The organism is Pyxidicoccus caerfyrddinensis (genome assembly GCF_010894405.1).
Classification (GTDB): domain Bacteria; phylum Myxococcota; class Myxococcia; order Myxococcales; family Myxococcaceae; genus Myxococcus; species Myxococcus caerfyrddinensis.
In genome coordinates this window covers 417,934-442,664 of the sequence record NZ_JAAIYA010000009.1, presented here as the reverse complement: position 1 = coordinate 442,664, position 24,731 = coordinate 417,934, and the positions used below count along the sequence as shown (strand labels likewise).

At 70.6% G+C, this 24,731-nt stretch carries 21 protein-coding genes; 7 read left to right on the top strand and 14 right to left on the bottom strand.

Features of this window, described 5'->3' with window-relative positions; translation table 11 throughout:
* Window positions 1–58 precede the first annotated feature (58 nt).
* Both G4D86_RS23980 and rsfS read right to left on the bottom strand, forming a co-directional pair.
* Window positions 59–523, bottom strand: coding sequence for a 23S rRNA (pseudouridine(1915)-N(3))-methyltransferase RlmH (locus G4D86_RS23980; protein WP_163996391.1), 465 nt, complete (start codon window positions 521–523; stop codon window positions 59–61).
* Complete coding sequence (gene rsfS, locus G4D86_RS23975) at window positions 520–1,077, bottom strand: ribosome silencing factor (RefSeq protein WP_205519702.1); 558 nt, start codon at window positions 1,075–1,077, stop codon at window positions 520–522. The genes G4D86_RS23980 and rsfS overlap by 4 nt, the downstream gene beginning before the upstream one ends.
* On the opposite strand from rsfS, the gene G4D86_RS53870 reads away from it, so the two are divergent.
* Window positions 1,076–1,453 (top strand): tetratricopeptide repeat protein, encoded by a 378-nt coding sequence (locus G4D86_RS53870; protein WP_163996319.1) that lies wholly within the window; start codon window positions 1,076–1,078, stop codon window positions 1,451–1,453. The two genes, rsfS and G4D86_RS53870, sit on opposite strands and share 2 nt — an antisense overlap.
* Before the next feature lie 10 nt (window positions 1,454–1,463).
* Here the strand turns inward: G4D86_RS53870 and G4D86_RS23965 are convergent, their stop codons facing one another.
* On the bottom strand, window positions 1,464–2,519 hold the full coding sequence (locus tag G4D86_RS23965) for a hypothetical protein (protein ID WP_163996318.1): 1,056 nt from the start codon (window positions 2,517–2,519) through the stop codon (window positions 1,464–1,466).
* A 117-nt stretch (window positions 2,520–2,636) separates the two neighbouring features.
* On the opposite strand from G4D86_RS23965, the gene G4D86_RS23960 reads away from it, so the two are divergent.
* Entirely contained in the window at window positions 2,637–3,173 is a 537-nt protein-coding gene (locus tag G4D86_RS23960) for a hypothetical protein (RefSeq protein ID WP_205519701.1), read from the top strand.
* 12 nt (window positions 3,174–3,185) lie between these two features.
* Here G4D86_RS23960 and G4D86_RS23955 read toward each other — a convergent pair whose 3' ends face one another.
* Both G4D86_RS23955 and G4D86_RS23950 read right to left on the bottom strand, forming a co-directional pair.
* On the bottom strand, window positions 3,186–4,244 hold the full coding sequence (locus G4D86_RS23955; RefSeq protein ID WP_163996316.1) for a coiled-coil domain-containing protein: 1,059 nt from the start codon (window positions 4,242–4,244) through the stop codon (window positions 3,186–3,188).
* Between the two features lie 174 nt (window positions 4,245–4,418).
* Window positions 4,419–5,825 carry a sigma-54-dependent transcriptional regulator gene (locus tag G4D86_RS23950; RefSeq protein WP_163996315.1) on the bottom strand — a complete coding sequence of 469 codons (1,407 nt, stop codon included), beginning with the start codon at window positions 5,823–5,825 and terminating at the stop codon, window positions 4,419–4,421.
* A gap of 160 nt (window positions 5,826–5,985) precedes the next feature.
* On the opposite strand from G4D86_RS23950, the gene G4D86_RS23945 reads away from it, so the two are divergent.
* Complete coding sequence (locus G4D86_RS23945) at window positions 5,986–6,564, top strand: NUDIX hydrolase (RefSeq protein ID WP_163996314.1); 579 nt, start codon at window positions 5,986–5,988, stop codon at window positions 6,562–6,564.
* Here G4D86_RS23945 and G4D86_RS23940 read toward each other — a convergent pair.
* From G4D86_RS23940 to G4D86_RS23920, 5 genes are all read right to left on the bottom strand, one after another.
* Entirely contained in the window at window positions 6,561–7,139 is a 579-nt protein-coding gene (locus G4D86_RS23940; protein ID WP_163996313.1) for a hypothetical protein, read from the bottom strand. The two genes, G4D86_RS23945 and G4D86_RS23940, sit on opposite strands and share 4 nt — an antisense overlap.
* Before the next feature lie 189 nt (window positions 7,140–7,328).
* Window positions 7,329–9,104 (bottom strand): fatty acyl-AMP ligase, encoded by a 1,776-nt coding sequence (locus G4D86_RS23935; protein WP_163996312.1) that lies wholly within the window; start codon window positions 9,102–9,104, stop codon window positions 7,329–7,331.
* Between the two features lie 678 nt (window positions 9,105–9,782).
* Complete coding sequence (locus G4D86_RS23930; RefSeq protein WP_163996311.1) at window positions 9,783–10,517, bottom strand: SDR family NAD(P)-dependent oxidoreductase; 735 nt, start codon at window positions 10,515–10,517, stop codon at window positions 9,783–9,785.
* The gene (locus tag G4D86_RS23925) at window positions 10,510–12,486 is read right to left on the bottom strand and encodes an enoyl-CoA hydratase/isomerase family protein (protein ID WP_163996310.1); all 1,977 of its coding nucleotides are present in this window, start codon (window positions 12,484–12,486) and stop codon (window positions 10,510–10,512) included. Before G4D86_RS23925 ends, G4D86_RS23930 begins: the two co-directional genes overlap by 8 nt.
* Before the next feature lie 4 nt (window positions 12,487–12,490).
* Window positions 12,491–12,763 (bottom strand): hypothetical protein, encoded by a 273-nt coding sequence (locus G4D86_RS23920; protein WP_163996309.1) that lies wholly within the window; start codon window positions 12,761–12,763, stop codon window positions 12,491–12,493.
* A gap of 357 nt (window positions 12,764–13,120) precedes the next feature.
* Between G4D86_RS23920 and G4D86_RS23915 the strand changes: the two genes are divergently transcribed.
* A complete protein-coding gene (locus tag G4D86_RS23915) occupies window positions 13,121–14,461 on the top strand; it encodes a cytochrome P450 (protein WP_163996308.1) in 1,341 nt (446 codons plus the stop codon).
* 218 nt (window positions 14,462–14,679) lie between these two features.
* A complete protein-coding gene (locus tag G4D86_RS23910) occupies window positions 14,680–16,476 on the top strand; it encodes a methyl-accepting chemotaxis protein (protein ID WP_163996307.1) in 1,797 nt (598 codons plus the stop codon).
* A 104-nt stretch (window positions 16,477–16,580) separates the two neighbouring features.
* Here G4D86_RS23910 and G4D86_RS23905 read toward each other — a convergent pair whose 3' ends face one another.
* The 3 genes from G4D86_RS23905 to G4D86_RS23895 form a co-directional block, all read right to left on the bottom strand.
* On the bottom strand, window positions 16,581–18,059 hold the full coding sequence (locus G4D86_RS23905; RefSeq protein ID WP_163996306.1) for a sensor histidine kinase: 1,479 nt from the start codon (window positions 18,057–18,059) through the stop codon (window positions 16,581–16,583).
* Window positions 18,060–18,101: 42 nt separating this feature from the next.
* A complete protein-coding gene (locus G4D86_RS23900) occupies window positions 18,102–18,953 on the bottom strand; it encodes a C40 family peptidase (RefSeq protein ID WP_163996305.1) in 852 nt (283 codons plus the stop codon).
* A gap of 90 nt (window positions 18,954–19,043) precedes the next feature.
* Entirely contained in the window at window positions 19,044–19,736 is a 693-nt protein-coding gene (locus G4D86_RS23895; RefSeq protein WP_163996304.1) for a proline and serine-rich protein 1 family protein, read from the bottom strand.
* 420 nt (window positions 19,737–20,156) lie between these two features.
* Here G4D86_RS23895 and G4D86_RS23890 point away from each other — a divergent pair, with 420 nt between their 5' ends.
* Window positions 20,157–20,750 carry a dihydrofolate reductase family protein gene (locus G4D86_RS23890; protein ID WP_163996303.1) on the top strand — a complete coding sequence of 198 codons (594 nt, stop codon included), beginning with the start codon at window positions 20,157–20,159 and terminating at the stop codon, window positions 20,748–20,750.
* A 53-nt stretch (window positions 20,751–20,803) separates the two neighbouring features.
* Here the strand turns inward: G4D86_RS23890 and G4D86_RS23885 are convergent, their stop codons facing one another.
* The gene (locus G4D86_RS23885) at window positions 20,804–23,020 is read right to left on the bottom strand and encodes a glycosyl hydrolase family 18 protein (protein ID WP_163996302.1); all 2,217 of its coding nucleotides are present in this window, start codon (window positions 23,018–23,020) and stop codon (window positions 20,804–20,806) included.
* A gap of 509 nt (window positions 23,021–23,529) precedes the next feature.
* Between G4D86_RS23885 and G4D86_RS23880 the strand changes: the two genes are divergently transcribed.
* A complete protein-coding gene (locus G4D86_RS23880) occupies window positions 23,530–24,723 on the top strand; it encodes an LLM class flavin-dependent oxidoreductase (protein WP_163996301.1) in 1,194 nt (397 codons plus the stop codon).
* The last annotated feature ends 8 nt before the right edge of the window (window positions 24,724–24,731 follow it).

Genomic DNA, 24,731 nt, shown 5'->3' with positions numbered 1-24,731 from the left:
GCCACGCCCGGCGCCGCCCTGACGGGCAGGCTCGCTGTCCCCGAGCCTGCCCGGCTGCCTACTTGTGGTAGGGCTCGCCCTTGAGGATGGTGAAGGCGCGGTAGAGCTGCTCGATGAGCACCACCCGCGCCAGCCGGTGCGGCAGCGTCATCTTCGACAGCGACAGCGTGAGGTTCGCCGCTTCACGCACCCGCGTGTCCAGCCCCTCGTCGCCGCCGATGATGAAGAGCAAATCCTTCGCGCCCGTCTGCGCCTTGGCCACGTAGCGGCTCAGCTCCACCGAGTCGAGCAGCGAGCCGCGCTCGTCCAGCGCAATCAGCCAGTCCTGCGGCTTGCGCCTGGCGAGAATCGCGTCGGCCTCGGCGGTCTTCGCCTCGCCCGGCTTGAGCTTCTTGCCGCTGGCCTCGGGCAGCTCCACCAGCTCGAAGCGGGTGTAGTGCCCCAGGCGTTTGGCGTACTCCTGGACCGCGGGCTCATACAGGCCCGAGCGGTCCTTGCCGATGGAGAGGAGCCTGACTTTCAGGCCACCTTCTCCCGCGCCGCGTCGGCCCAGAGGCCCTCGAGGTCATAGTGCGCGCGCAGGTCCGAGAGGAACAGGTGCGCCACCACCTCGCCGTAGTCCAGCAGCACCCACTGGCCCGTCTCCAGGCCCTCGGTGCCGATGGGACGGTGGCCGCCCTCTTCGGCCGTCTTGAGCTGCACCTGGACGTTCTCCGCCATGGCGCTCACCTGACGGTCGCTCTCGCCGGAGGCGATGATGAAGTAGTCCGCGTAGGACGTCATGCCCCGCACGTCGAGGATGACGACGTCCAGCGCCTTCTTGTCCACGAGGAGCTGGGCGATGCGCTGGGCCAGCGCCTTCGCCTGGGGGTTCTCCGCGGGGCCCGCCTTCTGCTGCGGGGCGGGTGGCAGCCTCGCCTTCTTGCTGCGCAACGGGGCCCGGCCCGCCGTCTTCTTGCGCGCGGGGGCCTTCTTGCCGGCAGGCCCCCTGCCCGCGGGAGCCTTGCCCGCCGTCTTCTTCTTCGCCGGTGTCTTGCCGGCGCTCTTTTTCGCGCTCGTCTTCTTCTTTGTGGCCATGTGCCGCGCACCCTACCGCACCCTTGGCAAGGGGACAGCGGTCCTCTATCTCCTGTTGTCCATGAGCGACGCCCGGCTGGAGCAGTTCAAGAAGATGGTGGCCAACTTCCCAGACTCCCCCATGAGCCATTTCTCACTGGGGAAGCTGTACCTGGAGCGTCGGGAATACGCCGAGGCGGCCCGGGCCCTGGAGTCCGCCGTCAGGCTGGACCCGGGGTACGCCGCCGCCCTCGTGGCCCTGGGCGACGCCTGGGCCGGGGCGGGGGAGACGGCGAAGGCCCGGGAGGTGCTCGGCCGGGCGAAGGCGCACGCCCTGTCCCAGGGACACCCCGGTCTCGCCGAGGAAATCGACGAGCGCATCGCCGACCTGGACTGAAGTCACCCCGTCAGTCGCGCCAGGTGAAGCCCACGCCGAAGACCTGGCGCGTGTAGGTGAGGCCATTGCGGGGCAGCCGCGTGCTCCACAGGCCCCAGGACACCTCCGCGTCCACCTTCTCCGTCACGGGGCGGGCCAGCTTCAGGGAGAGCGAGTTCTGCCCCTCGTCCTCCTCCACGAGGATGATTTCGGGGGAGAGGAAGATGCCGTCCGGGTAGGTGCTGAAGCCCAGCGAGCCCTGGGCCAGCAGCGTCATCCGCCAGGGCAGGCGCAGCCCGGCGTTGCCCGTGACGCGGTGCCGCAGCACCGTCTCCCCGAAGCTGTTGGAGGAGGACTCCTGGTAGGCGTACGTCAGGCCCAGCGCCACGGGGCCCCGGTAGTTGTACGAGGCGCCGGCGGTGAGGGCCCCGTCCTCGCGCCGGCCCGGGGAAGGAACCGTCGTTCCGGGCCGCGTCCGCGCCTGGGTGCCGTAGCCCCGCGAGCCCCAGTCTCCGAAGAGGGACATGCTGTGCCGGCGGTCGAAGCGGTAGCGGCCCAGCACGCCCACCTCCGCGCCGCCGAAGTTGGCGGTGGCGTCCGGCCGGTACACGAAGCGCCGGGCCCCCGCGCGCAGCCGCAGCGCCAGGCGCACGTCGGGTGCGTATTCGACGAAGGCGCTCGTCCCCAAATCGGAGTACGCCCGCGAGCCACCGCGCCTGTCCTTCGCGTGGCCCTCCAGGCCGACGCCGAACTCGGAGCCCAGCGCGAGCGAGCCCTCCAGGGCGCCGGCCTGCACCAGCGTGTCCTCGTCCGTGAAGCCCAGGTACTTGCGCACGCCCAATTCGTAGCGGCCCACCAGCTGCGAGCGCTCGAAGGTGCCGCGGCCCTCCGCGGAGCCGAGCAGGCTGAAGGCCCCGTCCAGGCCGTTGTTGGCCCCGGTGGCGGCGTCGGAGAAGTCGCGGGACGCGTTGGTGTCCACCAGCATCCGGCTGGTGGCCTTCAGCGCGCCCTCCCACTCGGCCGCGGGCGCGGGGCCGGCGGCGAGCACGCAGAGGGCAAGCAGGAGGTGTGGGCGGGAGCGGGCCACGACGCGCGCACCATAACCGGCCCGGCGCCTGCACGCCCCACTCGCGGGAGGGCGCGCCCGTCCGGCAGGTCGGCCTCGACGGTGACGGGCCCCCCTGCGGCCCGATACACTCGAGACATGCGCCTCGTGTCCCTCCTGGCGGCGGCGGGCCTCGGGCTCGCCGCCTGTGCCCCCTCTTCCTTCATCACCGAGCTGAAGGGCGAGTCCACCGTGCCCGCGGGGCCCCCCGGCGCCACCACCGACCTCAATGCCTTCCCCAGCATCAGCAGCTTCGCGGGGCTGGACTTCGACAAGAACCAGGACTTCAAGAACCAGGGCATCAGCAAGGGCGACGTGACGTCCGCGAAGGTGAAGTCCCTGACGCTCAAAGTCCTCAGCCCCAATGACCAGGACCTCACCTTCCTGGACTCGGTGGAGTTCTTCGCGCGGGCCGGAGACCGCGAGGAGCGCATCGCCCGGAGGCAGGACATCTCCCGGCTGAACCTCCGGCCGCCCAACCCCGTCCTCACGCTGGACGTGGACGACACGGAGCTGCAGCCCTTCGTGTCCGCGCCCACCATGAGCATCATCGTCCGCGGTCGCGGGCGCATGCCGGAGCGTGACGTGCGTCTGCAGGCGGTGGTGACGCTCGAGGTGGAGGGCGGGCTGCTGTAGCAGCGGCCCGCTTCAGCGCTTCTCCAGCTCCTGGGCGCGGTGCTCCAGCGTGGAGGCACGGCCGTCCAGCTCGCGGGCCAGGGCCTCCAGCTTCGCGGCCTCGGCCTCCAGGGAGGCCAGGTCCACCGGCCCGCCCGCGGCCAGCGCCTGGGCGCGTACCGACTCCACCTGCGGCCGGCGGTCGCTCGCGCGCGCCGAGCTGGCGGGCGAGATGGGGCCGGGGCCACTGACGTCATCGGGCGTGCTGATTTCCGGAGGCGGCGCGGGGTCCCCGACGGGAACGGGGGCGCCCGCCGAGTCCTCCTGGAAGGTGGGGCTGCCACCCCGGCTCCCGCTGCGGTCCACCTGCACGCGGTCGCCGGACAGGCGCACGCGGAGCCGGCGGTCCTGCTCGTCGAACATCGACTCCTCGCCGAGGAAGTCGTTCATGCGCCGGTCCAGGTCGCGCTCCTCGCGCACCTCGGTGATGCGCCCGCGCAGGGCCTTGAGCCGCTCGCGCACCTTGTCCTCGGTGTCGCGCAGCGTGTCCGCCTGCTCCAGCAAATCCTCGGGGTCATCCCCTCCGGAGGTCGCCCCGTCCAGCGCCGGCACCCGCGAGGCAGGCAGCGCCGCGCGCACGGCCTCGCGCTCGGCGCGCGCGGTGCGCATGGCCTCCAGCAGCTTCGCGCGCTGGCCCCGGTCCGTCGTCGCGTCCCAGGCCGAGCGCAGCCGCGAGAGCTCCTCCGACAGCGCGGTGTGCAGCGCCAGGTGCGCGCGCTCCGACTCGCCCTCCGCCGCCGCCACCGACTGCGCCAGCCCGGTGAGCGAGCCGCTCAGCTCCTGCGAGCGCCGCAGCGCCGCCTCCAGCTCAGTGCCCGCCGTCAGCCGCCCCTGGCGCGCCGACTTCAGCGCCTCGATTCGCGCCGCCAGCCCGTTGAGCTCCTCGCGCAGCGACTGCTGCTGGCCGCGCAGCGAGCGCACCTCCGTGCGCGCCGTCTGCGCCCGCCCGCGCACCGCCTCCAGCCCGGACGCGCCCCATGCGGGCACGCCAAGCAGCAGGCACAGCAGGAGGGCGGAGAGGCGGGGGTTCATCGACGGGGCTTCCTGAGCAAGGCGGATGCCAGACCACCCCTGTCCTCCGGTACGAGTCCGGCGGGAAAAGCCGGGCGATTCCAGGGGCTTGGAGCCACCGGGAGGGAGTGGGAGGGGGTGGGACGGCGGTGGAAAGTCATGGTTGCGGGTCGGGGTGTCACGGATTTTCGAGGCTCAACCCTCCTCGGGGGGCGTGCCTTTCGGGAGGAAGCCGTACTTCTCCAGCTTGTAGTACAGCGCGGACGTCTTGATGCCGAGCAGGCGCGCGGTCTCCGTCTTCACGCGGCCGGCCTTCTCGTACGCGCGGGCGATGAGCTGCCGCTCCAGGTCCTCGAGGATGTCGGGGAGGGGCCGGTCTCCATGGGGCACGGGCAGGCCCGCGTCCATGCGCGGCGTGCCGCCGGTGAGGTGCGAGGGCAGGTCCACGTCGGTGAGCACCTCGCCCTCGGCGAAGACGAGCGCCTGCTCGATGACGTTCTCCAATTCGCGCACGTTGCCGGGCCACGCGTGGCGGGCGAGCGCGCGCAGGGCGCTGTCATCCAGCCCGGTGATGCGGCGATTCACGCGGGCGGCGTGCTTGGCCACGAAGTGGCGGGCGAGCACGGCGATGTCCTCGGGCCGCTCGCGCAGGGGCGGCAGTATCAGCGGGACGATGTGCAGGCGGTAGTAGAGGTCCTCGCGGAAGCGGCCCGCCTTCACCTCGGCCTGCAAGTCCCGGTGGGTGGCGCTCACCACGCGCACGTCCACCTTGAGCGTCTCCTCGCCGCCCACGCGCTGGATTTCCTTCTCCTGCAGCACGCGCAGGAGCTTCGTCTGCACGGAGGCGGGAATCTCGCCAATCTCGTCGAGGAAGAGGGTGCCGCCGTCGGCGAGCTCGAAGCGGCCCAGCTTGCGCTTCACCGCGCCGGTGAAGGCGCCGCGCTCGTGGCCGAACAGCTCGCTCTCCAGCAGCGTCTCCGCGAGCGCCGCGCAGTGCACGACGACGAAGGGTCCGTCCTTGCGCGGGGACATCTGGTGGACCATGCGGGCGACCAATTCCTTGCCGGTGCCGCTCTCACCGCGCACCAGCACGGTGGCCTCGCTCGCCGCCACCTTGCGCACCTGGGCGACGAGCCGATGCATGGGCTCGCTGTCGCCCACGAGGCTGCCGTGGGTGAGGGCCGCGTCCGCGTCGTGCGCGGCGGTGCGCGCGGTGAGCTTCTCCACCTGCCGGCGCGTGGTGGACAACTCCAGGCCCTTGTCCACCTTGGCGCGCAGCACCTCGGGCGGGAAGGGCTTGGTGATGAAGTCGTAGGCGCCCTCCTGCATGGCGCGCACGGCGGTCTCGATGGTGCCGAAGGCCGTCACCACCATGACGACGGCGGCGGGGTCCAGCGCCTTGAGCGCCTTCGTCACCTCGATGCCGTCCATGCCGTCCATCTTCAAGTCGGTGACGACGAGGTCGAAGGGCGTCTTGCGCCAGGCGGCGAGCCCATCCGCGCCGCTGCGGACCGCGGAGACGGTGTGCCCGGCGCGGGTGAGCGTGACGGCCATGCCCTCGCGCAGGGTGTCGTGGTCATCGATGACGAGGATGCGCGCCATGGCGTTGCTCGAATTCTCCATGCACTGCCGGGGACCGGCCGCCCCGGGTGCGCCTGCATGAGAACACACCCGGGCGGCACCCTACACCGGCTCGTGCCGCCTGCACGCCTGCCGTGCGAAGGCACTGGCGCGTGCCGTCGCGGGACGGTACGTGAATGGCATGGATTCCCAGGCCCCCACTCCCTTGCAGGCCCTGCTCGCGCGCCATGTCGCCACGGACGACAAGGAGCGCGACGACCTGGAGCGCATGCGCCACTTCGCCGTCACGCTGGAGCAGCCCTTCTCCCGCTCGCAGGCCACCGCCCACTTCACCGGCAGCGCGGTGGTGGTGGACCCGGAAGGCGCACGCGTGGTGATGCTGCACCACGGGAAGCTGAAGCGCTGGCTGCAGCCGGGCGGGCATGCGGATGCGGCGGACGGTGGGGACATGATGGCCACAGCGTTGCGCGAGGCGCGAGAGGAGACGGGCTGCCGTGTCCACGTGCACCCCGCCGCCCCCCGGCCGCTGGACGTGGACATCCACACGATTCCGGCGCGCCGCGACGAGCCGGAGCATCACCACCTGGACGTGCGCTACCTCCTGGTGGCGGTGAATCCGGAGGCGCTGGTGCACGACCCGGCCGAGTCCACCGGCGTGCAGTGGCTCACCTGGGACGAGGCGCTAGCGCGCGCGGATGAGGCGCCGCTGCGGCGGATGCTGGAGAAGGCGCGGCGCGCGGTGGCTCCGGCCTCTCGCTAGGGGCTTTGCGCTGGAGGTGGGGCCTCCGTGTCATCGGTCTGGCCGTGCTCCGACGTCGGACCACGGTTCGCGGCATGCGTGCGTCTCTCTGAACCCGTCCTGGACGTGGCGGCCGGTGGAGTCGGCTCGACGTCACGGCCATGATGGAGCTCCGCCATGAGGCACAGCAGGGCCGCGAGATTTCCGTAGACCCAGGCGGCTCCCGCTCCGAAGAGGAGCGCGAACTGCACATGAAGACGGGTGATGCGGTGGGAACCCGAGAAGAGGAACACCAGTTCCACGGTGACCGCGAGCATTGCCAGGACGGAGACGCATGAGACGACGTTCCTCGTGCGCCAGAAGCCCCGTGCGTGCCGCGGCCGGAAGCGCGGGCCGTACACGAACCGGGCGGTGACGATGGCCGCCACGGTGGGTACCGCCTGCATGAACACGAAGACGGGGATGATGAACGTGAAGAGGGGGTAGGCGACCCAGTTGCTCTCCGGGAACACGAGCCCCGCTGTCTCCATGCACGCAGAGGGAAGCGCCAGAAAGACCGTCACGCACAGGCAGAGGAAGAACCGGCGATCACGCATGGGAGACCTCTGCCCACGCACCCGCGTGTCATGTCGCGCGCGTTCGGGCACGACGAGATGGAGTGCACGGAAGATGCCGCACCGTTGAGGTGCTCATGTGTGGTGCCCATCCGAGTGGACAGCGGCCTCACGCACGGCGAGCCTGTCCACGGTGTTGGCGCTCACCGTCAATGCCGTTGACGGGAGGGACTACGTTACCGGGGTCGGCTCGCGCGTGAAGCGCTGGAGCGTCCCGTCGAGATACCGCGCGCGGCAGGCGGAGCGCTGGAGCTTTCCGCTGGACGTCTTCGGCAGCGCGCCCGGGCGGACGAGCACCACGCACGGAGGGAAGCCGAAGTGCTCCTGCGCCGCCCGCTGCACCGTCGCCTCCAGCGCCACCGGGTCCGCGCCTGCTTCCGGAGTGACGGCGAGGACGACTTCCTCCGTGCCCTCCGAGCCCCGCACGCTGAAGGCCACCACCGCGCCACTGCGCACCCCGTCCAGCGAGCCCACCACACGCTCCACGTCGGCCGGGGCGTGTTTGCGTCCGCCCACGACGAGCAGGTCCTTGAGCCGGTCGACGATGAACAGCTCGCCCTCCGCGAGGTAGCCCAGGTCTCCAGTGCGCAGCTCCGTGCGCGGCGCTGAGCCCTCGCGAAGCTCATGGAAGTAGCCGGGCGTCACGGACGGGCCCGACACGGCCACCTCGCCCAGGTGCCGCTCGGGCAGCTCGCGCCCGTCGTCCGTCGAGAGGATGCGCACCCGATGACCGGGGACCGGCCGGCCCACGCTGATGAGGGTGGTGCTGTCGGCGCTTCCGCTTTCCACCGCGCGCGCCTCACCCCGGGCCGTGAGCGCCTCGCGCTCCACGGTGTCACAGCGCAGGGGCGCATCCGGTGGCGCGAAGGAGACAGCCAGGGTCGCCTCGGCCAGTCCGTAGGCGGGGCGGAAGCTGGTGGCGCGGAAGCCCGCGGGTTCGAAGCGGCGGATGAAGGCCTCGGCCGTGCGCGGGTCGATGGGCTCCGCGCCGTCGAAGGCGAGGCGCCATGAGGACAGGTCCAGCTCGCGCAGCGCGCTCTCGGGGATGCGGTGCGCGAGCAGGTGATAGGCGAAGTTGGGCGCGGGGCTGAACGTGGCGCGGAAGCGGTGGATGGCTCGCAGCCACGAGTCCGGGCGGTACACGAAGCTCTTCAACGGCGCGACGTAGGCGGGGATGCCCAGGTACACGCCGAGCAGCAGCCCGGCCACCAGCCCCATGTCGTGGAATACGGGCAGCCACGAGTAGACGGCGTCGCGCCCGTCCATCCGCCCACCCTCGATGATGGCGCGGAGGTTGGCGACGAGGTTGTCGTGCCGCACCACCACCCCCTTCGGTTCGCCAGTGCTGCCGGACGTGTACTGCAGGAAGGCGAGGCCCTCCGGCCGGCAGCCCCAGTCGAGGGCGCGCTCCAGGAGCACGGACTCACCGTCGAGCTCCGCCACCTCTACGACGCCGAGCGTCCCATCCTCCAGTGCATCGGCGACGGCCTGCCGCGCGCGCGCGTCGTCCACCACGAGGGCGCGAGGCTTGGCGTCACGGGCCACGGAGCGGAGGCGGGACTGGTACGACTGCATCTGCAAGTCCGCCATCGACGGCAGCGGGGCGGGGATGGCGCCGAGCACCTGCGTGGCGACGAGGAAGGAGAAGAACGCGTCCGCCCGGGACACGCACAGCAGCACGGTGTCTCCCGGCATCACGCCCGCGCGAACGAGTAGTGCGGCTGCTTGATGAACTCCGTTCGCGAGCGCCGCGTAGGTGAACGGGCGCGCCTGGGGTTCGCGACCGACGAAGCTGACCACCTGGAGCACGGGCTGGTCGGGCGTCAGGGCCACGCGCCGCGCGAAGGCTTCGGGGAAGGTGAGGGCCGGGTCGGGTAGCCAGGCCGCGGCCGTGGACCCGGGCTCGGCGTGCGGGCTGGCCGGGCCATGAGCCCACGCTGCGTTCACGGCACCTTCATCAGAGGTGGACCCAGCCGGGGCGGGGGCCGAGTCGTGAATCCGCGTCGTGTCCTCCGTCGGGACCGTGAAGGCGGGCTTGGCCGACATGCAGACCTCCGTGGGTGGATTCGTCCGGGACAGGGGCCGAGTCGTGAAGCCGCGTCGTGTCCGCTGACGGGGTCGCGAGGGCGGGCTCGCTCAAGGTGAAGTGGCGCCCGGCACTCCGCTTCGCCCCTTGGGTCGGAGGACTCGCGGAATGAACGTTCCTTCCACGGTCGTCGGTCGCCGGAGGACACCGCTGAACCCCTCCGGGCGGAGGACTCGCGGAATGAACGTTCCTTCCAGTGCTGCCTGCCGCCAGGAGTCGCCGCTGAGCACCTCGGCGCGGGCGACTCGTGGAATGAACGTTCCTTCCGCTGCTGGCACCCGCCGGAGGGTACCGCTGCATGCCCCCGGGCGGAGGGCCTGCGGAATGAACGTTCCTTCCACCGGTGTCGGCCGCCGGAGGGCGCCGCTGCACCCTCCGGGGGGAGGGCTCGCGGAATGAACGTTCCTTCCACGGTCGTCGGTCGCCGGAGGACACCGCTGCGCCCCCTGAAGCGGGTGGCTCGTGGAATGAACGTTCCTTCCACGGCGGTCGGCCGTCGGGGGCGCCTCACTTCGTGCAGGTTGCCCCCACGGACCGAATCAGCCGACATGCAGACCACCATCGATGGGGATGGCCGCGCCCGTCAGGTAGGGCGTCTTGCAGGTGGCGAGGAACTCGATGACCTCTGCGACCTCGTCCGGCTGCGCGAAGCGGCGCAGGGGGACGCGAGGCATGACGAACTGCTGCAGCGTGGCGCGCATCGGCGCGGACATGGGCGTGTCGACGTAGCCCGGGAGGACGGCGTTGACCGAGATGCCGTGGGGCGCCAACTCACGCGCGTGCGACTGCGTGAGCGCCACCATCCCCGCCTTCGATGCCGCATACGGCCCCGCGAGCGCGGCCCCGGTGAGCCCGGCGATGGAGCTCACGTGGACGATGCGCCCACCGGTGCGCGCCATGATGGCGCCGAAGTGCGTGGTGGTGTGGAGCGTGCCGGTGAGGTTGATGCGCAGCACGCGCTCCACGGCCTCCGCGTCGTCCTTGAGCGCGGAGACCTGCTGGAAGACGCCCGCGCAGGTGACGAGCACGTTCACACGGTGGTGGGCTGCGTCGATGCTCGCGGCCACGCGGCGCACGGACGACACGTCCCCCACGTCCATCACCTCGCAGCTCAGCCGCGGCTGGTCCTTGCTGACCTCCGCCAGCTCGCGCAGGGACTCCGCCGCGTGGTCGGTCGCCACCACGTGCAGCCCGGCGCGCAGCAGGCGCCGCACCACCGCTCGACCGATGCCACCCGCCGCCCCCGTGATGACGGCGACGTGTGGCTCAGACATGCAGGTCCCGTGAGGAGGACGGAGACTCGGAGGCTTGTGGCTCGGATACGGGCCGCGCGGTGGAAGGGGCCTGCGCGGCAGCCGCCAGGGCCACGGCCGGTGCCGAAGTGACGGGACGTGCCGCCGGCTTCGCCTGCGGATAGAAGTCGCGCCCCGCGGACACGAACGCCTCCAGCGCCAGCATGGGGGCCCGGGGGAGCAGGGCCCGCACCGCCTCCGACGTCAGCAGTCGCGCGGCCCGCTCGCGCGTGAGGTAGCGGCAGAGGCTCCCGTACCCGAGCGGGAAGTCGATGAGCTCCCGCGCCAGCACATCCACCACGGTGGGGTGCCCCAGCGTGCGCTCCGCGAGCGCGCGGGTGGTGAAGCCCAGCAGCGAGATGAGCACCGCGTCCGCGAGCGGAGCGGAGCCCTTCGCTCCCCGAGGGTCGGCGTTGGCGAGCGTCTCCAGCGCCCGGTCGATGCGCTTGAGCAGGGTGACGGCCGGCAGGTGCGGCGCCACGACCTGGGCCAGCGTGGCGCGAGGCAGGGCCCGGATGAGCTCCGCCGGAGAGCGCACGAAGCCGATGGTGCGCACGGTGGCCAGGGCGTCACGCGCCCCTCCTCCCGCGAGCACGTGCGCCACCAGCGGGCCCAGGTACGCGCCCAGCAGGGCGTTGAGCACCGGCTCCTCCGTGGAGCGCGACAGCACCGGGTGGAAGCCCGCGCGGTGCAGCAGGGCGAAGACGCCGCGCGCCGCGTCCGGGGGCTGGTCCTTCCCCGCGCGCACCTCCACCACCGGCAGCCCCGCCTCCAGCAGGGGCGCGTACATCACCAGGTCCGAAGCCCCCAGCAGCACGCGCTCCACCAGGTCCACCGCCAGGGACACCGTGCCCTCCGGCAGCGGCCCACGCTCGGGAGCGTAGCGGGCGACGTGCACCGCCGGAGCGCCCGGAGGCGGCGTCCTCGGCGCCACCTCCACCGACAGGCCACGCACGCGGCGGGTGCGCAGCTCCTCGGCGAAGGCCGCGAGCCGCGCGTCCTCGGTGTCGATGACCCAGTGCGTGAGCGGCGGCAACTCGTGCTCGCGCAGGCTGTGGTGCTGCGCGAGCCGCTTCACGAAGAAGATGGAGAGCGCGGCCTTCGCGATGGGGTTCACCACCGAGCGCCCGCAGGCCTCCACCTCCCGCTGGTAGTCCGCCGCGTCCGCCCGGGCCCGCCGTGAGGCGTGCATCATCAGGTCGAAGCACTCCGTGTACACGGGCTGGTAGCTCGGCGGCAGGCTCGCGATTCGCGCGCGCGTGTTCGCCTCGAAGTCGGCTGGCACGGGTGCGCGGGCCGGCGCGTCCACCTGCCAGCGCTTGGGTGCGCCGCTCTCCAGCAGCGCGTCCACGAAGCGCGTCACGCTGCCGTCGAAGTCCGCGTCGTCGAAGCAGGCATCCACCAGCCCCCGGCGCATCGCCTCCGGCGCGGACCAGCGCTGGCCCCACAGCAGCGCCTCCGTGGCGCTCTCCAGGCCGATGAGCCGGGGTAGGTCCTGCGTGCTGCCGAACGCCGGGATGAACAGGTACTCGGCAATCTCCGTCATGTAGAAGTGCGTCTCGTACGTGCGCGCGGCGACCCGGTAGTCGCAGTGCAGCGAGAACTCCACCCCGCAGCCGTAGCAGTTGCCGCGGATGGCGGCGATGGTGGGCGCGGGGAACTCGCGCACCGCGCGGTAGGCCCGCGTCACCGTCTCCGTCATCCGGGGGATGTCCTCGGGCGCCTGGGCCGTGCCCGCCATCATCAACCCCACGCCGTTGATGAAGCTGCCCGGCTTGGCGCTGCGGATGACGAGCGCGCGCACCCGCTCGCGGTCCACGCCCTCCAGCAGCTCCAGCAGCTGCACCGCCGCCTCGTGGCTGAAGATGTTGAAGTCACAGCCCGGGGTGTCCAGCGTCAGCACGAGGACATCACCCGCCCACTGCGTCCCGAAGAGCTTCGTGGTGGACATGGGGCTACCCGAGCGCGGCGACGTAGTTGCAGAGCGAGCCCACGGTGAGCGCGGACGGGTCCGGTTCGCTGGCAATCCAGTCATCCAGCAGCACCGGTTGCTGGACGCGGTCCTCCAGCTCCAGCGCGAGCCGGGCAATGCTCATCGAGTCGAAGCCCAGGTCCGTGACGAAGCAGTGCCCACGGCCAATGACTTCGGGCAATGGCAGTCGGCAGGCAGCACGCGTCGCGGCCACCACGGCATGAAGGATGGAATCGGTGTCGCTCCCGGTCAGCATCGCGGAACCCCCCGTCACTGGGCCGCTGGAACCAGGGCCCGGTTGGTCAATCCAGGAGCAGCACTGCGCCCCAATCCGGGAGACCTCCGTCCACCATGCCGAACCCACCCCACCCGGCTTGAAATCAACGAATGATAAAAAGATACAGGGATGGTCTAAACAAGAGAAGCGGGTGTGGAGTGACTCTGTATCATTCCTCGTTTCTTGCGCACTGACAGACAGATGGGGTCCCCAAGCGACGCGCAGGGGACATGCGAGGTGTTGACTCCCCTGGCTGTCGGGAAGACCCCTACCGGGCCTCACGAGGCCGCGGGGGGCCTGGGGGAGTAGCGTCAGGGGTTCGGGGGGAGCTTCTACATGCAGACTGTCAGCCCACTGCCTCCACGCGTCGAGCTTCCAGCGGTGCAGCAATCCCTGCTGTGGCGCGCGCGTCCGTATGACTTGCTGCGAAGCTGCCGCGAGAAGCTGGGGGACGCCTTCACGTTGGACCTCGGCAGTCACGGCACGTACGCGATGTTCTCCCACCCGGACGCGCTGCGGGACATCTTCTCCGCGGACCCCGCGGTGCTGCACGCGGGCGAGGGCAACGTGGTGCTGCGGCCGCTGCTCGGCGCGCACTCGCTGCTGCTGCTGGAGGAGAAGCCCCACCAGCGGGAGCGGCGCATGCTGGGGCCCGCCTTCCACTCGAGGCGAATCGAGCAGTATGGCGCGCAGGTGCGCGACGCCACGCTGTCCGCGCTCCAGGACTGGCGCCCCGGGCAGCCCGTCGTCATCCAGGACGTCATGCAGCGCGTGTCGCTGCGGGTCATCCTCACGGCGGTGTTCGGCCTGGACGGCGGCGCCCGCGCCGACGAGCTGAGCGAGCGCATCCAGGCCTTCCTCAACGACTCCAAGTTCAACCTCGGCAACCTCGGCCAGCTCCGCGAGGAGCACCAGTCCGAGGCGTGGGTCGCCTACAAGCGCAGCCTGGAGCGCATCGACGAACTCCTCCTGGAGGAGGTGCGCCACCGCCGCGAGGTGAAGGACTGCGAGCGCGGCGACATCCTCGGCATGCTGCTGGCCGCTACCTATGAGGACGGCGCACCCCTGGAGGACGGCGTGCTGCGCGACGAGCTGATGACCCTGGTGGTGACGGGCTACGAGACGACGGCGACGGCCATCGCCTGGGCGCTGCACTGGCTCCACGACTCACCCGGCGCGCTGGAGCGGCTGCGCGAGGAATTGCGCGGGCTGGGCGCCGAGCCGGAGCCGGCCGCGCTCGCCGGCAGCGCCGCGCCCTGGCTGAAGGCCGTCTGCCAGGAGACGCTGCGCCTGCACCCCATCATCCCCGTCGTCGCGCGCCGCACCCGGGTGCCCTTCCGCGTCCAGGGCCACGAGGTGCCCGCGGGCGTCACCGTGGCCGCGTGCATCTACCTGGCCCACCACCGCCCGGAGACCTTCGCCGACCCGGACGTATTCCGCCCGGAGCGCTTCCTGGAGCGCGCCTGGTCTCCTTTCGAATATCTGCCTTTTGGAGGCGGTGTGCGCCGATGTATCGGAATGGCGCTGGCGCTGTATGAGATGAAGGTGGTGCTCGGGTTCGTGCTGTCGCGCTTCGAGCTGGTCCCCCTGGACACCCAGGTACGGCCTCAACGTCGTGCGGTCACCATTGCCCCGTCCGGCGGTCTGCGCATGCGCGTCGAGCGACTGCGTGCATGATTTGTTACTGAAGTGCTGGGAGTGCGGGGATTCCATCCCTTTCTCACAGTTGTGAGCACTCTCGATGGACCCGGTGGCTGGTATCCGCGAGGCGTTGCTCATTAAGCTGCATTGGGTGAGCGCGGGCATGCGCGGCCGCGGAAGTACTGCGGTTACATGCCACGTCCGGGGGGACAGCCACGCTGGGGGCCGCGCTCACGTCCGGGGGGACACGAGTCATGGGCAACTTGGATGAGCAGGTCATCGGTGATTTCGCCAGGAAGGGCGCGCTGACGTTCATCAGCTGGGTGGCGTTGCCCGGCCTGAACTGCGCGTACCTCATCGCGCTGTCCATGGGGCTCAACAGCGAGGAGGGGCTGTGGGCCACCACGCGCATCGCTCCGGCGCTCATCTTCTTCTTCGGTACCGTCTATCCCTACATGGCGCTGCGTGTGCTCGCGGCGCGGGCGCTGCGGCACCGCCCGGGGGACGCGCCGGGTGAGCGGCTGGGCCGCATCCTCCGGCTGCCGTGGCAGAGCACCGTCTTCACCACATACGCGGCGTGGACGCTGGGCGGGCTGAGCTTCAGCATCCCGGTGTGCCTCGAGTTCGACAAGGAGGTGCTGCGCGTGGTGCTGGGCTCCACCATCGCCTTCTGCTTCGGCGTGGTGATGTCGTTCCCCATCGCGCTGAGCCTGGAGAAGCAGCTCGTCCCGCTCGCGATGGAGGAGCAGCGCCTGCACCCGGGCGTCGCGCCGCGCGGAGGCGGCTTCTTCTGGCCGCGCCAGTCCTGGTTCCTGCCCTTCACCTTCGTGGCGTCCATCGTCTCCACGCTGCTCCTGAGCGGCTGTGTGATGACGGTGAAGATGCTCGGGTTGCGAGACGTGCTCCGCGCGGAGTTGGTGCACGACGGGGCCATCACCTCCCGGCAGGTGCTGGACTCGCTGGGCGGCTCGCTGGTGACGGAGGTGCTGGGCTCCATGGCGTGGGTGGCCGGCCTGGTGCTCATCCTTCCCACCATCACCACGTACATGCTCGCGCGCCGGCAGGCGCAGGGCACCGGCGCGGTGGGCGTGGCGATTGAGGCGCTGGCGCATGGCCGTACGACGTCGCCCGAGTGGGTGTCCACGGACGAGATTGGCACCCTGGCCTCGGGCATGAACGCAGTGCTGGCCAAGCTGCGCAAGCTGCCCCTGGCGCTGCAGGCGTCCGCGACGCAGCTGGGCGACGCGGGCAGCCACCTGCGCGCGGCCAACGACGAGCAGCAGCAGAGCCTGGTGCGTCAGGCGGCGGCGCTGCATGAGGCGCAGGTGACGTCAGAGGAGATCAAGCGCACGTCCTTGATGGCGGCCGACCGCGCGGACGCGGTGTTGCAGGTGGCCCGCCGTGCGGAGGAGCTGGGGCAGAAGGGTGAGGCCGCGGTGGAGCAGAGCGTCACCGGGCTCGCGGACATCCGCCGCGCGGTGGACGGCATCCAGCAGCGGCTGGCGCGGCTGGCGGAGAGCACCACGCAGATTGGCGACATCACCGAGACGGTGAAGGACCTGGCGGACCAGTCGCACCTGCTCGCGGTGAACGCGGCGATTGAAGCGGCGCGCTCGGGCGAGCAGGGCAAGGGGTTCGCGGTGGTGGCCCGGGAGATTCGCGGGCTGGCGGACCAGTCCATCCAGTCCACGCGGCGCATCCGCGGCATCCTCCAGGAAATCAGCCAGGGCATCCGCGACGCGGCGCTGATGGGCGAGCAGGGCGTGCACACCATCGGCACCGGCCTGGACCAGATGCGTGCATCCGGAGACTCGCTGCGGGAGCTGTCGCGCATCTCGCAGGAGAACTCCACGGCGGCCCGTCAGATTGCCGCGGCGGTGACGCAGCAGAACGCCGGCTTCTCGCAGATCTTCACGGCCATCGGCGACCTGTCGCAGATCATGGACTCCACCTTGAAGCGCCTGGAGTCCACGCAGGAGGCCACCGCCACGCTGTCCAGCGTGTCCGAGGAAGTGGGGCGGATGGCGGGGCAGTTCACCGCGGCGAGCTGAGCGCGTTGCTTCCTGAAGGCAGCGTGGGCAGGAGGTGGAGCCGTTCACCGCGACGCACGCGGCGGTGCTTCCTGGCGGCAGCGTGGGCAGGAGGCGGGGGCGCTTCACCGCGACGCGCTGACGTCTCCACTTCCCAGTGGCAGCGTGAGGATGAAGGTGGTGTCGCCCGGCGCGGAGGCGAGTCGCAGCTCGCCTCCGTGCGCCAGCGCAATCTTCCGCGCCAGCGGCAGGCCCAGGCCGGTGCCCTTCTCCCGCGTGGTGAAGAAGGGCTCGAAGATGCGCTCGCGCTCGGACTCCGGGACACCGGGCCCGGCGTCGCGCACCTGGATGGTGTAGCGGCCATCACCCGCGACGCCGGACACGCGCACCTTGCCTCCGGCGGGCGAGGCCTGCACCGCGTTCTTCACCAGATTCACGAGGGCGGCGGTGAGCAGGCTGCCATCCGCCTCCAGCAGCGCGGGCGCGGCGTCCACTTCGACAGCGACGCCCCGGGTCTCGGCCTCGACGGCCAGCAATTCACAGGCGCCGGAGAGCAGGGAGGGGGCCTCCACGGGCGAGCGCGCCAGGGGTTGCTCGCGGGCAAAGGCGAGGAAGTCCTCCACGATTCGTTGGAGGTAGGCCACCTCGCGCTGGATGCGCTTCACGTGCTCGCCGGCCTCGGAGTGGGCGCCGGCCTGGAGGTCCTCCTGGAGGATGCCGGAGAAGAGGGCGATGCCGCCGATGGGGTTGCGCACCTCGTGGGCCACGCCGGCGAGCATCATCTTGAGCTGCCTGTCGCGGCTCTCCAGCGCGCCGCGCATGACCTCCAGCTCGCGGGCCAGCACGCCGATTTCGAGCGTGGGCTCAGGCGGCACGGGGGTGGTGAGGTCTCCCCGGCCGATGCGCAGCGCGGAGTCCATCAGCCGCCGCAGCGGGCGGGCCAGGCCGCGCGCGGTGAGCAGGGCAATGACGGCGAGCGCGGCCAGGGCCCCCGCGCCCATGATGATGAAGGTGCGCGACAGGGCCTGGAGCGGGCCGAAGAAGGCCGCGCTGCCCTCCACGCCCACCGCGCCCACCACGCGGCCGTCCTGGCGCACGGGGGCATAGCCCGTCTTGTAGAGGTGCCCGTCGGTGCCGGTGAAGAGCACCTGGCTGGCGGCGCGCTCCCCGGCGAAGACGCGGGCGAGCTCCAGCCTGTCGCGGGCCAGCTCCGGCATCTCCACGCCCACGGGCAGGCCGCCGCCCACGTCCACGCGTACGCGGCCCTGCGTGTCCACGGCGTAGACGCGGCGCACGCCGCTGGCCTCGCGCACGCCCTCCAGTGCCCGCACCAGGTTGCGCCAGGTGCGGGTGCCGGTGACGTCGTCGCCGGGCTCCACGGTGAGCATTCGCTCGCCGTTGACCTGGCTGGCGGTGGCGGCGGCGACGGCGGAGAGGCTGGCGCCTAGCTCCTCCTCGAGGATGGCGCGCGCGAGCTGGTACACCGCCGTGCCCGCCACCGCGACGAACAGCAGGGTGGGGACGAGGAACGCCACCAGCAGCCGCGCCGAGAGCGAGCCCAGTGCGTCCCTCCACCTCGAGGTGTTTCCGGCTCCGTCGGCCATGTGCGCGACGGACTCTACCCGAGCCCCGCGACTTCCCGCGCGTCAGTGCGTGACGGGCGGGGACTCGGACTCGCGCGCCAGCCCGGCCTCGCTGGGCGCGTCGGTGGCGCCGCTCACCTCGGGTTGTCGCATGCGCATCTGCGGCGCTCCCATCGGCATCTCCCGAGTGGTGCCGTCCACCGAGGGCAGCTTCAGCCAGTACACCGTCGCGCCCGAGTGGTAGCGATTGGAGGACGAGAACCGCACGGTGTACGGGCCGGACTCCTCGCCGTGGGAGATGAGCAGCGGGTCGCTGCCCTGCTCGCTGACCATGGCCACGTGCTCACCCTTGCCGTTGCGCGCCCAGAGGCAGAGGTCTCCCGCCTTCACCTGCGACTGCGGAATGGAGGTCAGGTAGCCCAGCAGCGTCCCCGTGTAGCCCTGGCCGTTGAAGCCGAGCCCGTTGGGGTCTCCGGCGCCGGCCCACTTGTAGCAAAGCGTGACGAAGCCCGAGCAGTCCGTGTTCAGCGGCAGCTTGTGGCGCTGGTTGATGCCGTCCATGGGCCGCAGTTGCTGGTAGTGGATGCCGGCGGCGTTGGAGAGGCCCCACTGCGCCTCCGCCACTATCTTCTCGCGCAGCCCGCTCACGGGCACGGGGGCGGGGGCTCGTAGCGCGGCCCAGGTGACGGGACCGACGATTCCGTCCGCCGTCAGCCCGCGTGCACGCTGGAAGCTCATCACCGCGGACTTCGTCTTCGCGCCGAAGTCACCGTCCGCGGCGCCGGGACTGAAGCCCGCTTTCGTGAGCAGCGTCTGCAGCTCGACGACGGCGGGCCCCGTCGAGCCTTGCTGGAGGATGGGGTCGGCCTTCGCGGGCCGACCCATGCTTGGGATGTAGGATTCCTGTTCGGGCATGGCGTCTCCTGTTCGGGGAGGCGCCAGTGCCCCCTTCGAGATGGACGGCGCTGGCCTCACATGTGACGCCGGCCCGGCCACCTCGGGCGACTACTGGGCGGACATGACCTCGATGTAGTCCTCGCCCGTCAGGGAATTGTTCCACTTGGAGGAGAAGCCCAGCGCGTGCTGCGGGTTCACCACGTGGGGCGCCGCGTTCTTCGCCACGTCCAGGCGGGTGAGCTCGTTGTTGAAGAGGTCCAGCACCTGGCCGAACTGCTTCGCGGTGAGGTAGTTCCGCTTGAGCATCTTCTCCGCCATGTCCTCGCGGGTCAGCTCGTTGGACACGGCCTTGAGGGACTTCATGACGCCCTGGAAGGTCTCCGCGTCCATCGCGAGCTGGCCATCACGCCGCATGGTGCAGCCCGGGTCCTCGCCGGTGCCACAGTTGCGGAACGCCGGCTCCGACGCGAAGCCGCGCGCGGGAACAGCCTGGGGCTCCTCGTGACGGACCTCTTCCCGGCGCTCGCGGTGCTCGCGACGCTCCCGCTTCTCCGTGCGCTCGCTCGTCTCGTTGTTCACGTCCCCCTTCACCTTGATCTGCATGCGGGCACCGCCGGCCTGGACGTCCATGTCCACGCCTTCCTCGCTCGAGCCGGGCGCCGCGCCCTTCACCTGGATGTGGGCCGAGGGCATGTCCGAGTCATCGACCTGGACGTTCATGTTCATCTCGACGTCCTGGGCGGAGGCGACGGAGGCGGCGAACACGGACACGGCAATCACGGCACGGGCAATCGGGTTCATTCGAGATTCCTTGGGGTTTTGACGAGCGGCGCCAGGCTCCGCGGCAGGTAGCGGAGCAGGCGCGCGAAGCCCTGGACGCACCCTCACTGCAGATATTCACGATGCGTGCGCGCCAAAGACAGGCCAGGTCAGGACTTTCCAGCCCGGTGGCTCCTGGGGCCCATCAAACGCAGGCATCACGTCGAGGCTTGCGAGCGTGGTGCGGGTCTGCTTAAGGTCCGCGTCGGCGCCTCACGGCGTCGCCCCATGATCTCCACTCGCTGACCCACTTCCCGAGACTTCCTTGCGTCGCCCCGGCAGCCTGGCCGTGGTGCGTCGAGGATTGCCGTCCGGACGTGTGGGTCTCCCCGAGTCCCCGCCGCGAAGTTCATTCCCATCCGCCCGGTGCTCCGGGCGTACGCGCTGCTCTGGAGATTCTGTATGCGAAAGCTCAAGTACCACGTTGCTTCCACCGCCGACGGCTTCATCGCCCACGAGGACGACACCTACGGGGCCTTCATGCAGGAACGGCTCGTGAAGGACAGCGAGCACATCACCGACTACCTCGCGTCCTTCGCGACGTACGACACCGTCCTGATGGGGCGCCGCACGTACGAGCAGGGCCTGAAGGTGGGGGTGACGGACCCCTATCCGATGATGGAGCCCTACGTCTTCACGCGCTCCATGAAGGAGAGCCCGAACCCACGCGTGAAGCTGGTGGCTGACGACGCCCTCGGTGTCATCCGGCAGCTCAAGGCCCGGCCGGGCAAGGACATCTTCCTCGCGGGCGGCGCGGACTTCGCGTCGAAGGTGCTGGATGCGGGGCTCGTCGACGAGGTGGTGCTCAAGCTGAACCCGTTGCTGCTCGGCTCGGGTATCCCGCTCGTCACGCGGCTCCAGGCGACGCGGAGCCTGGAGCTGCTGTCCACCAAGGCCTACAAGAACGGCGTGCTGCTGCTGCGCTACGCCGTGCTGCCTGAAGGCGCCCCGGGGACGAACATCATGCCCCCTCCGGGCATGCCCCCGGCGGAGTGAAGCAGGAGGGAGGAGCGTGGCGGGTGGCCCCGCTCCTCCCTGCTGTCGTCCCGCTACTGCAGGAAGGCGCTCTTCACCGCGTCCAGCAGCGGGTTGGCGCCGGTGGCGGGGTCGGTGCAGCCCTGGTTGATGGTCCAGATGATGGTGCCACCGAAGCCGTTGTCGCGGGTGTACGCGCCCTTGGCGGCGATGGTCTGCGGGGCGTCATAGGAAATCCACCGCACGGTGCCGTCCTCCACGGGCGTGCTGAAGGTGACGTAGCTCGCGGCGGCCGCGGCGTCCCAGTGATACGTGCCGGACTTGGAGAGCTGGAGGATCTTCTTGTACGTGAAGGAGTTGTCGCTGCCCACGTAGTCCGACCAGTTGGTGAAGCTCTGGTACGGGCCGGTGATGTTGCGCCACGCCATGCCGTAGAAGGGGATGCCCATGCCCAGCTTCGCCTTGGGGATGCCCGCGTTCACCCAGCCGTTGAGGCTGGCGGAGACGGACGTGGGGTGGTTGCCGGTGTGGCCGTACAGCGCGGACGTGTACCAGGACTGCCAGCCGTCCCACGGGCCAATCATCTCGTAGGACATGACGTTGACCTGGTCCAGGTACGGCGCGAGCTGCGCGTACCAGGGGTCCACGTCGGACGCGAAGTTGGTGTTGATCCACCCGATGGGGAAGGTGAGCAGCATGCCCGGCCGCGCCGTGCGCAGGTCCTTCACCAGCGCGAGCAGGTTGGGCTTGTCCGCCGTCTCCACCGGCTCCCAGTCGATGTCGAGCCCGTCGTAGCCGAGGCTGTCCATGGCGGAGAGCAGGTTCTGCACGAACTTCGCGCGGTTGGCGCTGCTGGCGGCGCCCACCCAGTTGGCGTGCTCACCGGCGCCGCCCACCATGATGATGGCCTTGCGCCCGGCCGCGTGGGCCCGCGTCGCCAGGGTGCGCGCCATGGCCGGGCCGTTCGAGTTGTCGAACGCCGTGCTCACCGTGCCGTCCGTGCGGGGCGTGGCGCGGCCGACGATGATGTGCGTCATCGCGCTGAAGTCCACCTTCTCCGGCGGGTACAGGTCCGCGTTCCAGCCGGTGTAATAACCAGACACCCACTTGCCGGTGGCCGGCGTGGACGCGGTGACGGTGACGGTGGCCGTCGCCTTCTTCGTGGTGTCCGCCATGCTGGTGGCGACGACGTGGTACGTGCCCGTCGTCTGCGGCGCGGTGTACAGGCCCGCGTTGGTGACAGTGCCACCGGCCGAGCCCTCCTGGACGGACCACGTCACGCCCGTGTTGGTGCTGCCCGTCACGGCGGCGGTGAAGGTGCGCGTGGCGCCCTTCAGCAGCGACGCGCTGGTGGGCGTCACGGAGATGGCCACCGTCGGCACCGGGGACTGCACGGTGGCCGAGACGGCCGAGGAGCGGGCGCCCTCGCCGCCGGTGCCCACCGCGGACACGGCGTACCAGTACGTCGCGCCAGCGGTGACGGCGGTGTCCGTGTACGCGGCGGTGGTGGCGGGCGTCACCGTGAGCTTCGTGTACGTGCCCGCCTGGGTGGTGGCGCGGTACACGTGGTAGCCCGTCGCGCCGCTGACGGCGGTCCACGTCAGGGCGACGGACGTCGAGGCCGGCGTGGCCTTCAGCCCGGTGGGCGCGGCCGGCGTGGCCGCGGAGGTGCCCAGGCGGAGGTTGTCGAAGGTCATCACCGGCAGCGAGCGGCCGGCGCCCTCCTGGATGACGAAGCCGTCCATCGTGACGTTGGAGACGCCGAGCGCGGACAGCGGCACGCGGCACCGCGTCCAGGCGTTGGCCTTGATGGTGCCGCCGTCACAGTACCGGTTCACCCCCACCGTGGGCCGGTTGGCGTTGGCCACGGTGGCATACGCGGAGAGGGCGGGGTTGGCCGTCACGCCGCCGTGGACCTGGAACTCCACGAACTCGAGCCCCGTGGTGGGGACGCCGGTGTGGTGGAAGTACAGCCCCGCCCAGGCGCCGAACGTCGCGGACACGGCGCGCGTGCCGGACGCGACAGGGGAGGTGGCCGCGAGGTTGTGCGTGGCCCAGGACCAGTCCACCCAGCCCGCGCCGAGCGCGTCCGCGTAGATGCTGTTGGGGTCCACCGCGGTGGCGCCAGCATCGGCGTCGATGGGCGCGGACTCGGAAGGCGTGGGGGCCTCGGGGGCGGTCACCTCGGGAGTGGTGAGCTCGGGCGTGCTGCCTTGAAAGTCGGACGCGCCACCGCACGCGGAGGCCTGGACGCCGACTGCCAACATGAACCACTTGAGCTGCTTTCTCATGGTGCTCCAGCAGCCAGGGAATGAGAGCCGACAAAGGGCCCCGCTTCTCCGAACACGACGGACGGAAGGGGCCCTCGCCTGCTCAACCGCCGCGTCGGAAATGACCGGCGTGCAAGGGGTGCCTGGCAAGTGGGGGCACAAACATCAAAAGCCGCCGTCGACTTTCAAGCCATGTTGTGAGTCATTTCGGCACTCCACGAGGACGTCGGGCTGGTGGGGTACCGGGAATGCAAGGCATTGGTTCCCAGAGGAGAATGCGCCTGGGGCCTGGGCGGGAAGCCAATCCCTTGCATGGAAGGCGTTCCTGTTTCACACCGGCGGGGCGGCGGCTCGCTTCCTCGCGGAGCCCGGGGGCTTCAATCGTACACCGGTGACGTCATCACCCGCGATGTGGCCTGGAGGCCTACCGCCAGGGTGTCACATGTATCTCGGTTGCCTGCCCGCCTGGTCTACGCTGCTGGCGCCCGCCCCGGAGGGCGGCGCGCACCCGAGACAATGAGGAGGGGGACATGCGACTCGACATCTTCTCTGAGATGCAGCACCCGAAGGAGCACTGGACCGGCCCGGACCACGAGCATCGGCTCATCCAGGAGACGCTGGAGCAGGCGAAGCTGGCGGATGAGATGGGCTATGGCGTCTGGTGGCAGGTGGAGCACCACACCGCCGTGGAGTTCAGCTACAGCTCGGCGCCCGAGGTGATGCTCACGGCCATCGCCATGAACACGAAGAAGATGCACGTGGGCCACTCGTCGGTGCTGGCGCCGGGGCGCTTCAACCACCCCATCCGCATCGCGGAGCGCGGGGCCTTCATCGACCACCTGAGCGGGGGCCGCTTCCAGCTCGGGCTGGCGCGCAGCACCATTCCCGAGTGGCGCACCTTCAACATCGACCCGGACTCCACGCGCGGGCAGATGCAGCAGGCCTTCGAGATGGTTCCGCAGATGTGGACCCGCGAGAAGTTCTCCTGGGACAGCCCGGACTACCGGCTCAAGGACATCAGCGTCATCCCCAAGCCGTACCGCAAGCCGCACCCGCCGCTGTGGCAGGCGTGCTCCAGCCCCGCCTCGTTCGAGCAGGCGGGACGCAACGGCGTGGGCGCGCTGGGCGTGACGCTGTGGGCCTCGCCCGAGGAAGTCGCGGAGATGATTCACATCTACCGCGAGGCGCTGCGCACCCGCTGTGAGCCGGTGGGCGAGTTCGTCAACGACCAGGTCGCCTTCTTCACCTTCGTCCACTGTGCGGACAGCGAGCAGGAGGCGATGGAGAACGGCGCCGCGAAGGCCGCGGCCTGGTACACGAATGGCTCCTTCACCTTCTTCGAGGCGAAGGAGGCCTTCATCCGCACCGCCGCCGAATTGGAGTCGCTGGCCAAGGACCCGGCGGGTGGGGGACTCACGGGGCAGCTCATGCGCAAGAAGGACCCGAACGCGCCGCAGTCCCGGGCCCAGCGGCTGCTCGGCCGCATCGTCGGGGGCGAGGACGTGCCGGACGGGCAGGTGTGGGAAGTCTTGAGCGAGCAGGACTCGCTGATTGTCGGCACCCAGGACCAGGTGCGGAAGCGGCTGAAGCGCTACGAGGCCCTGGGCATCGACGCCCTCATGTCCTTCCACCAGGTGGGCGCCCTGCCGCATGACAAGGTGATGAAGAGCATCCGCCTCACCGGCGGGCTCATCCCCGAGTTCAAGACGCCCGCGGCGCCGTAGTCACGGCA

Coding starts and splice junctions, on each gene's coding strand:
- G4D86_RS23930 (WP_163996311.1), bottom strand. CDS start 10,517: ATGTCTGAGCCACACGTCGCCGTCATCACGGGGGCGGCGGGTGGCATC.
- G4D86_RS23920 (WP_163996309.1), bottom strand. CDS start 12,763: ATGCTGACCGGGAGCGACACCGATTCCATCCTTCATGCCGTGGTGGCC.
- G4D86_RS23945 (WP_163996314.1), top strand. CDS start 5,986: ATGGATTCCCAGGCCCCCACTCCCTTGCAGGCCCTGCTCGCGCGCCAT.
- G4D86_RS23940 (WP_163996313.1), bottom strand. CDS start 7,139: ATGCGTGATCGCCGGTTCTTCCTCTGCCTGTGCGTGACGGTCTTTCTG.
- G4D86_RS23890 (WP_163996303.1), top strand. CDS start 20,157: ATGCGAAAGCTCAAGTACCACGTTGCTTCCACCGCCGACGGCTTCATC.
- G4D86_RS23885 (WP_163996302.1), bottom strand. CDS start 23,020: ATGAGAAAGCAGCTCAAGTGGTTCATGTTGGCAGTCGGCGTCCAGGCC.
- G4D86_RS23955 (WP_163996316.1), bottom strand. CDS start 4,244: ATGAACCCCCGCCTCTCCGCCCTCCTGCTGTGCCTGCTGCTTGGCGTG.
- G4D86_RS23910 (WP_163996307.1), top strand. CDS start 14,680: ATGGGCAACTTGGATGAGCAGGTCATCGGTGATTTCGCCAGGAAGGGC.
- G4D86_RS53870 (WP_163996319.1), top strand. CDS start 1,076: ATGTGCCGCGCACCCTACCGCACCCTTGGCAAGGGGACAGCGGTCCTC.
- G4D86_RS23905 (WP_163996306.1), bottom strand. CDS start 18,059: ATGGCCGACGGAGCCGGAAACACCTCGAGGTGGAGGGACGCACTGGGC.
- G4D86_RS23895 (WP_163996304.1), bottom strand. CDS start 19,736: ATGAACCCGATTGCCCGTGCCGTGATTGCCGTGTCCGTGTTCGCCGCC.
- rsfS (WP_205519702.1), bottom strand. CDS start 1,077: ATGGCCACAAAGAAGAAGACGAGCGCGAAAAAGAGCGCCGGCAAGACA.
- G4D86_RS23925 (WP_163996310.1), bottom strand. CDS start 12,486: ATGTCCACCACGAAGCTCTTCGGGACGCAGTGGGCGGGTGATGTCCTC.
- G4D86_RS23950 (WP_163996315.1), bottom strand. CDS start 5,825: ATGGCGCGCATCCTCGTCATCGATGACCACGACACCCTGCGCGAGGGC.
- G4D86_RS23915 (WP_163996308.1), top strand. CDS start 13,121: ATGCAGACTGTCAGCCCACTGCCTCCACGCGTCGAGCTTCCAGCGGTG.
- G4D86_RS23960 (WP_205519701.1), top strand. CDS start 2,637: ATGCGCCTCGTGTCCCTCCTGGCGGCGGCGGGCCTCGGGCTCGCCGCC.
- G4D86_RS23880 (WP_163996301.1), top strand. CDS start 23,530: ATGCGACTCGACATCTTCTCTGAGATGCAGCACCCGAAGGAGCACTGG.
- G4D86_RS23900 (WP_163996305.1), bottom strand. CDS start 18,953: ATGCCCGAACAGGAATCCTACATCCCAAGCATGGGTCGGCCCGCGAAG.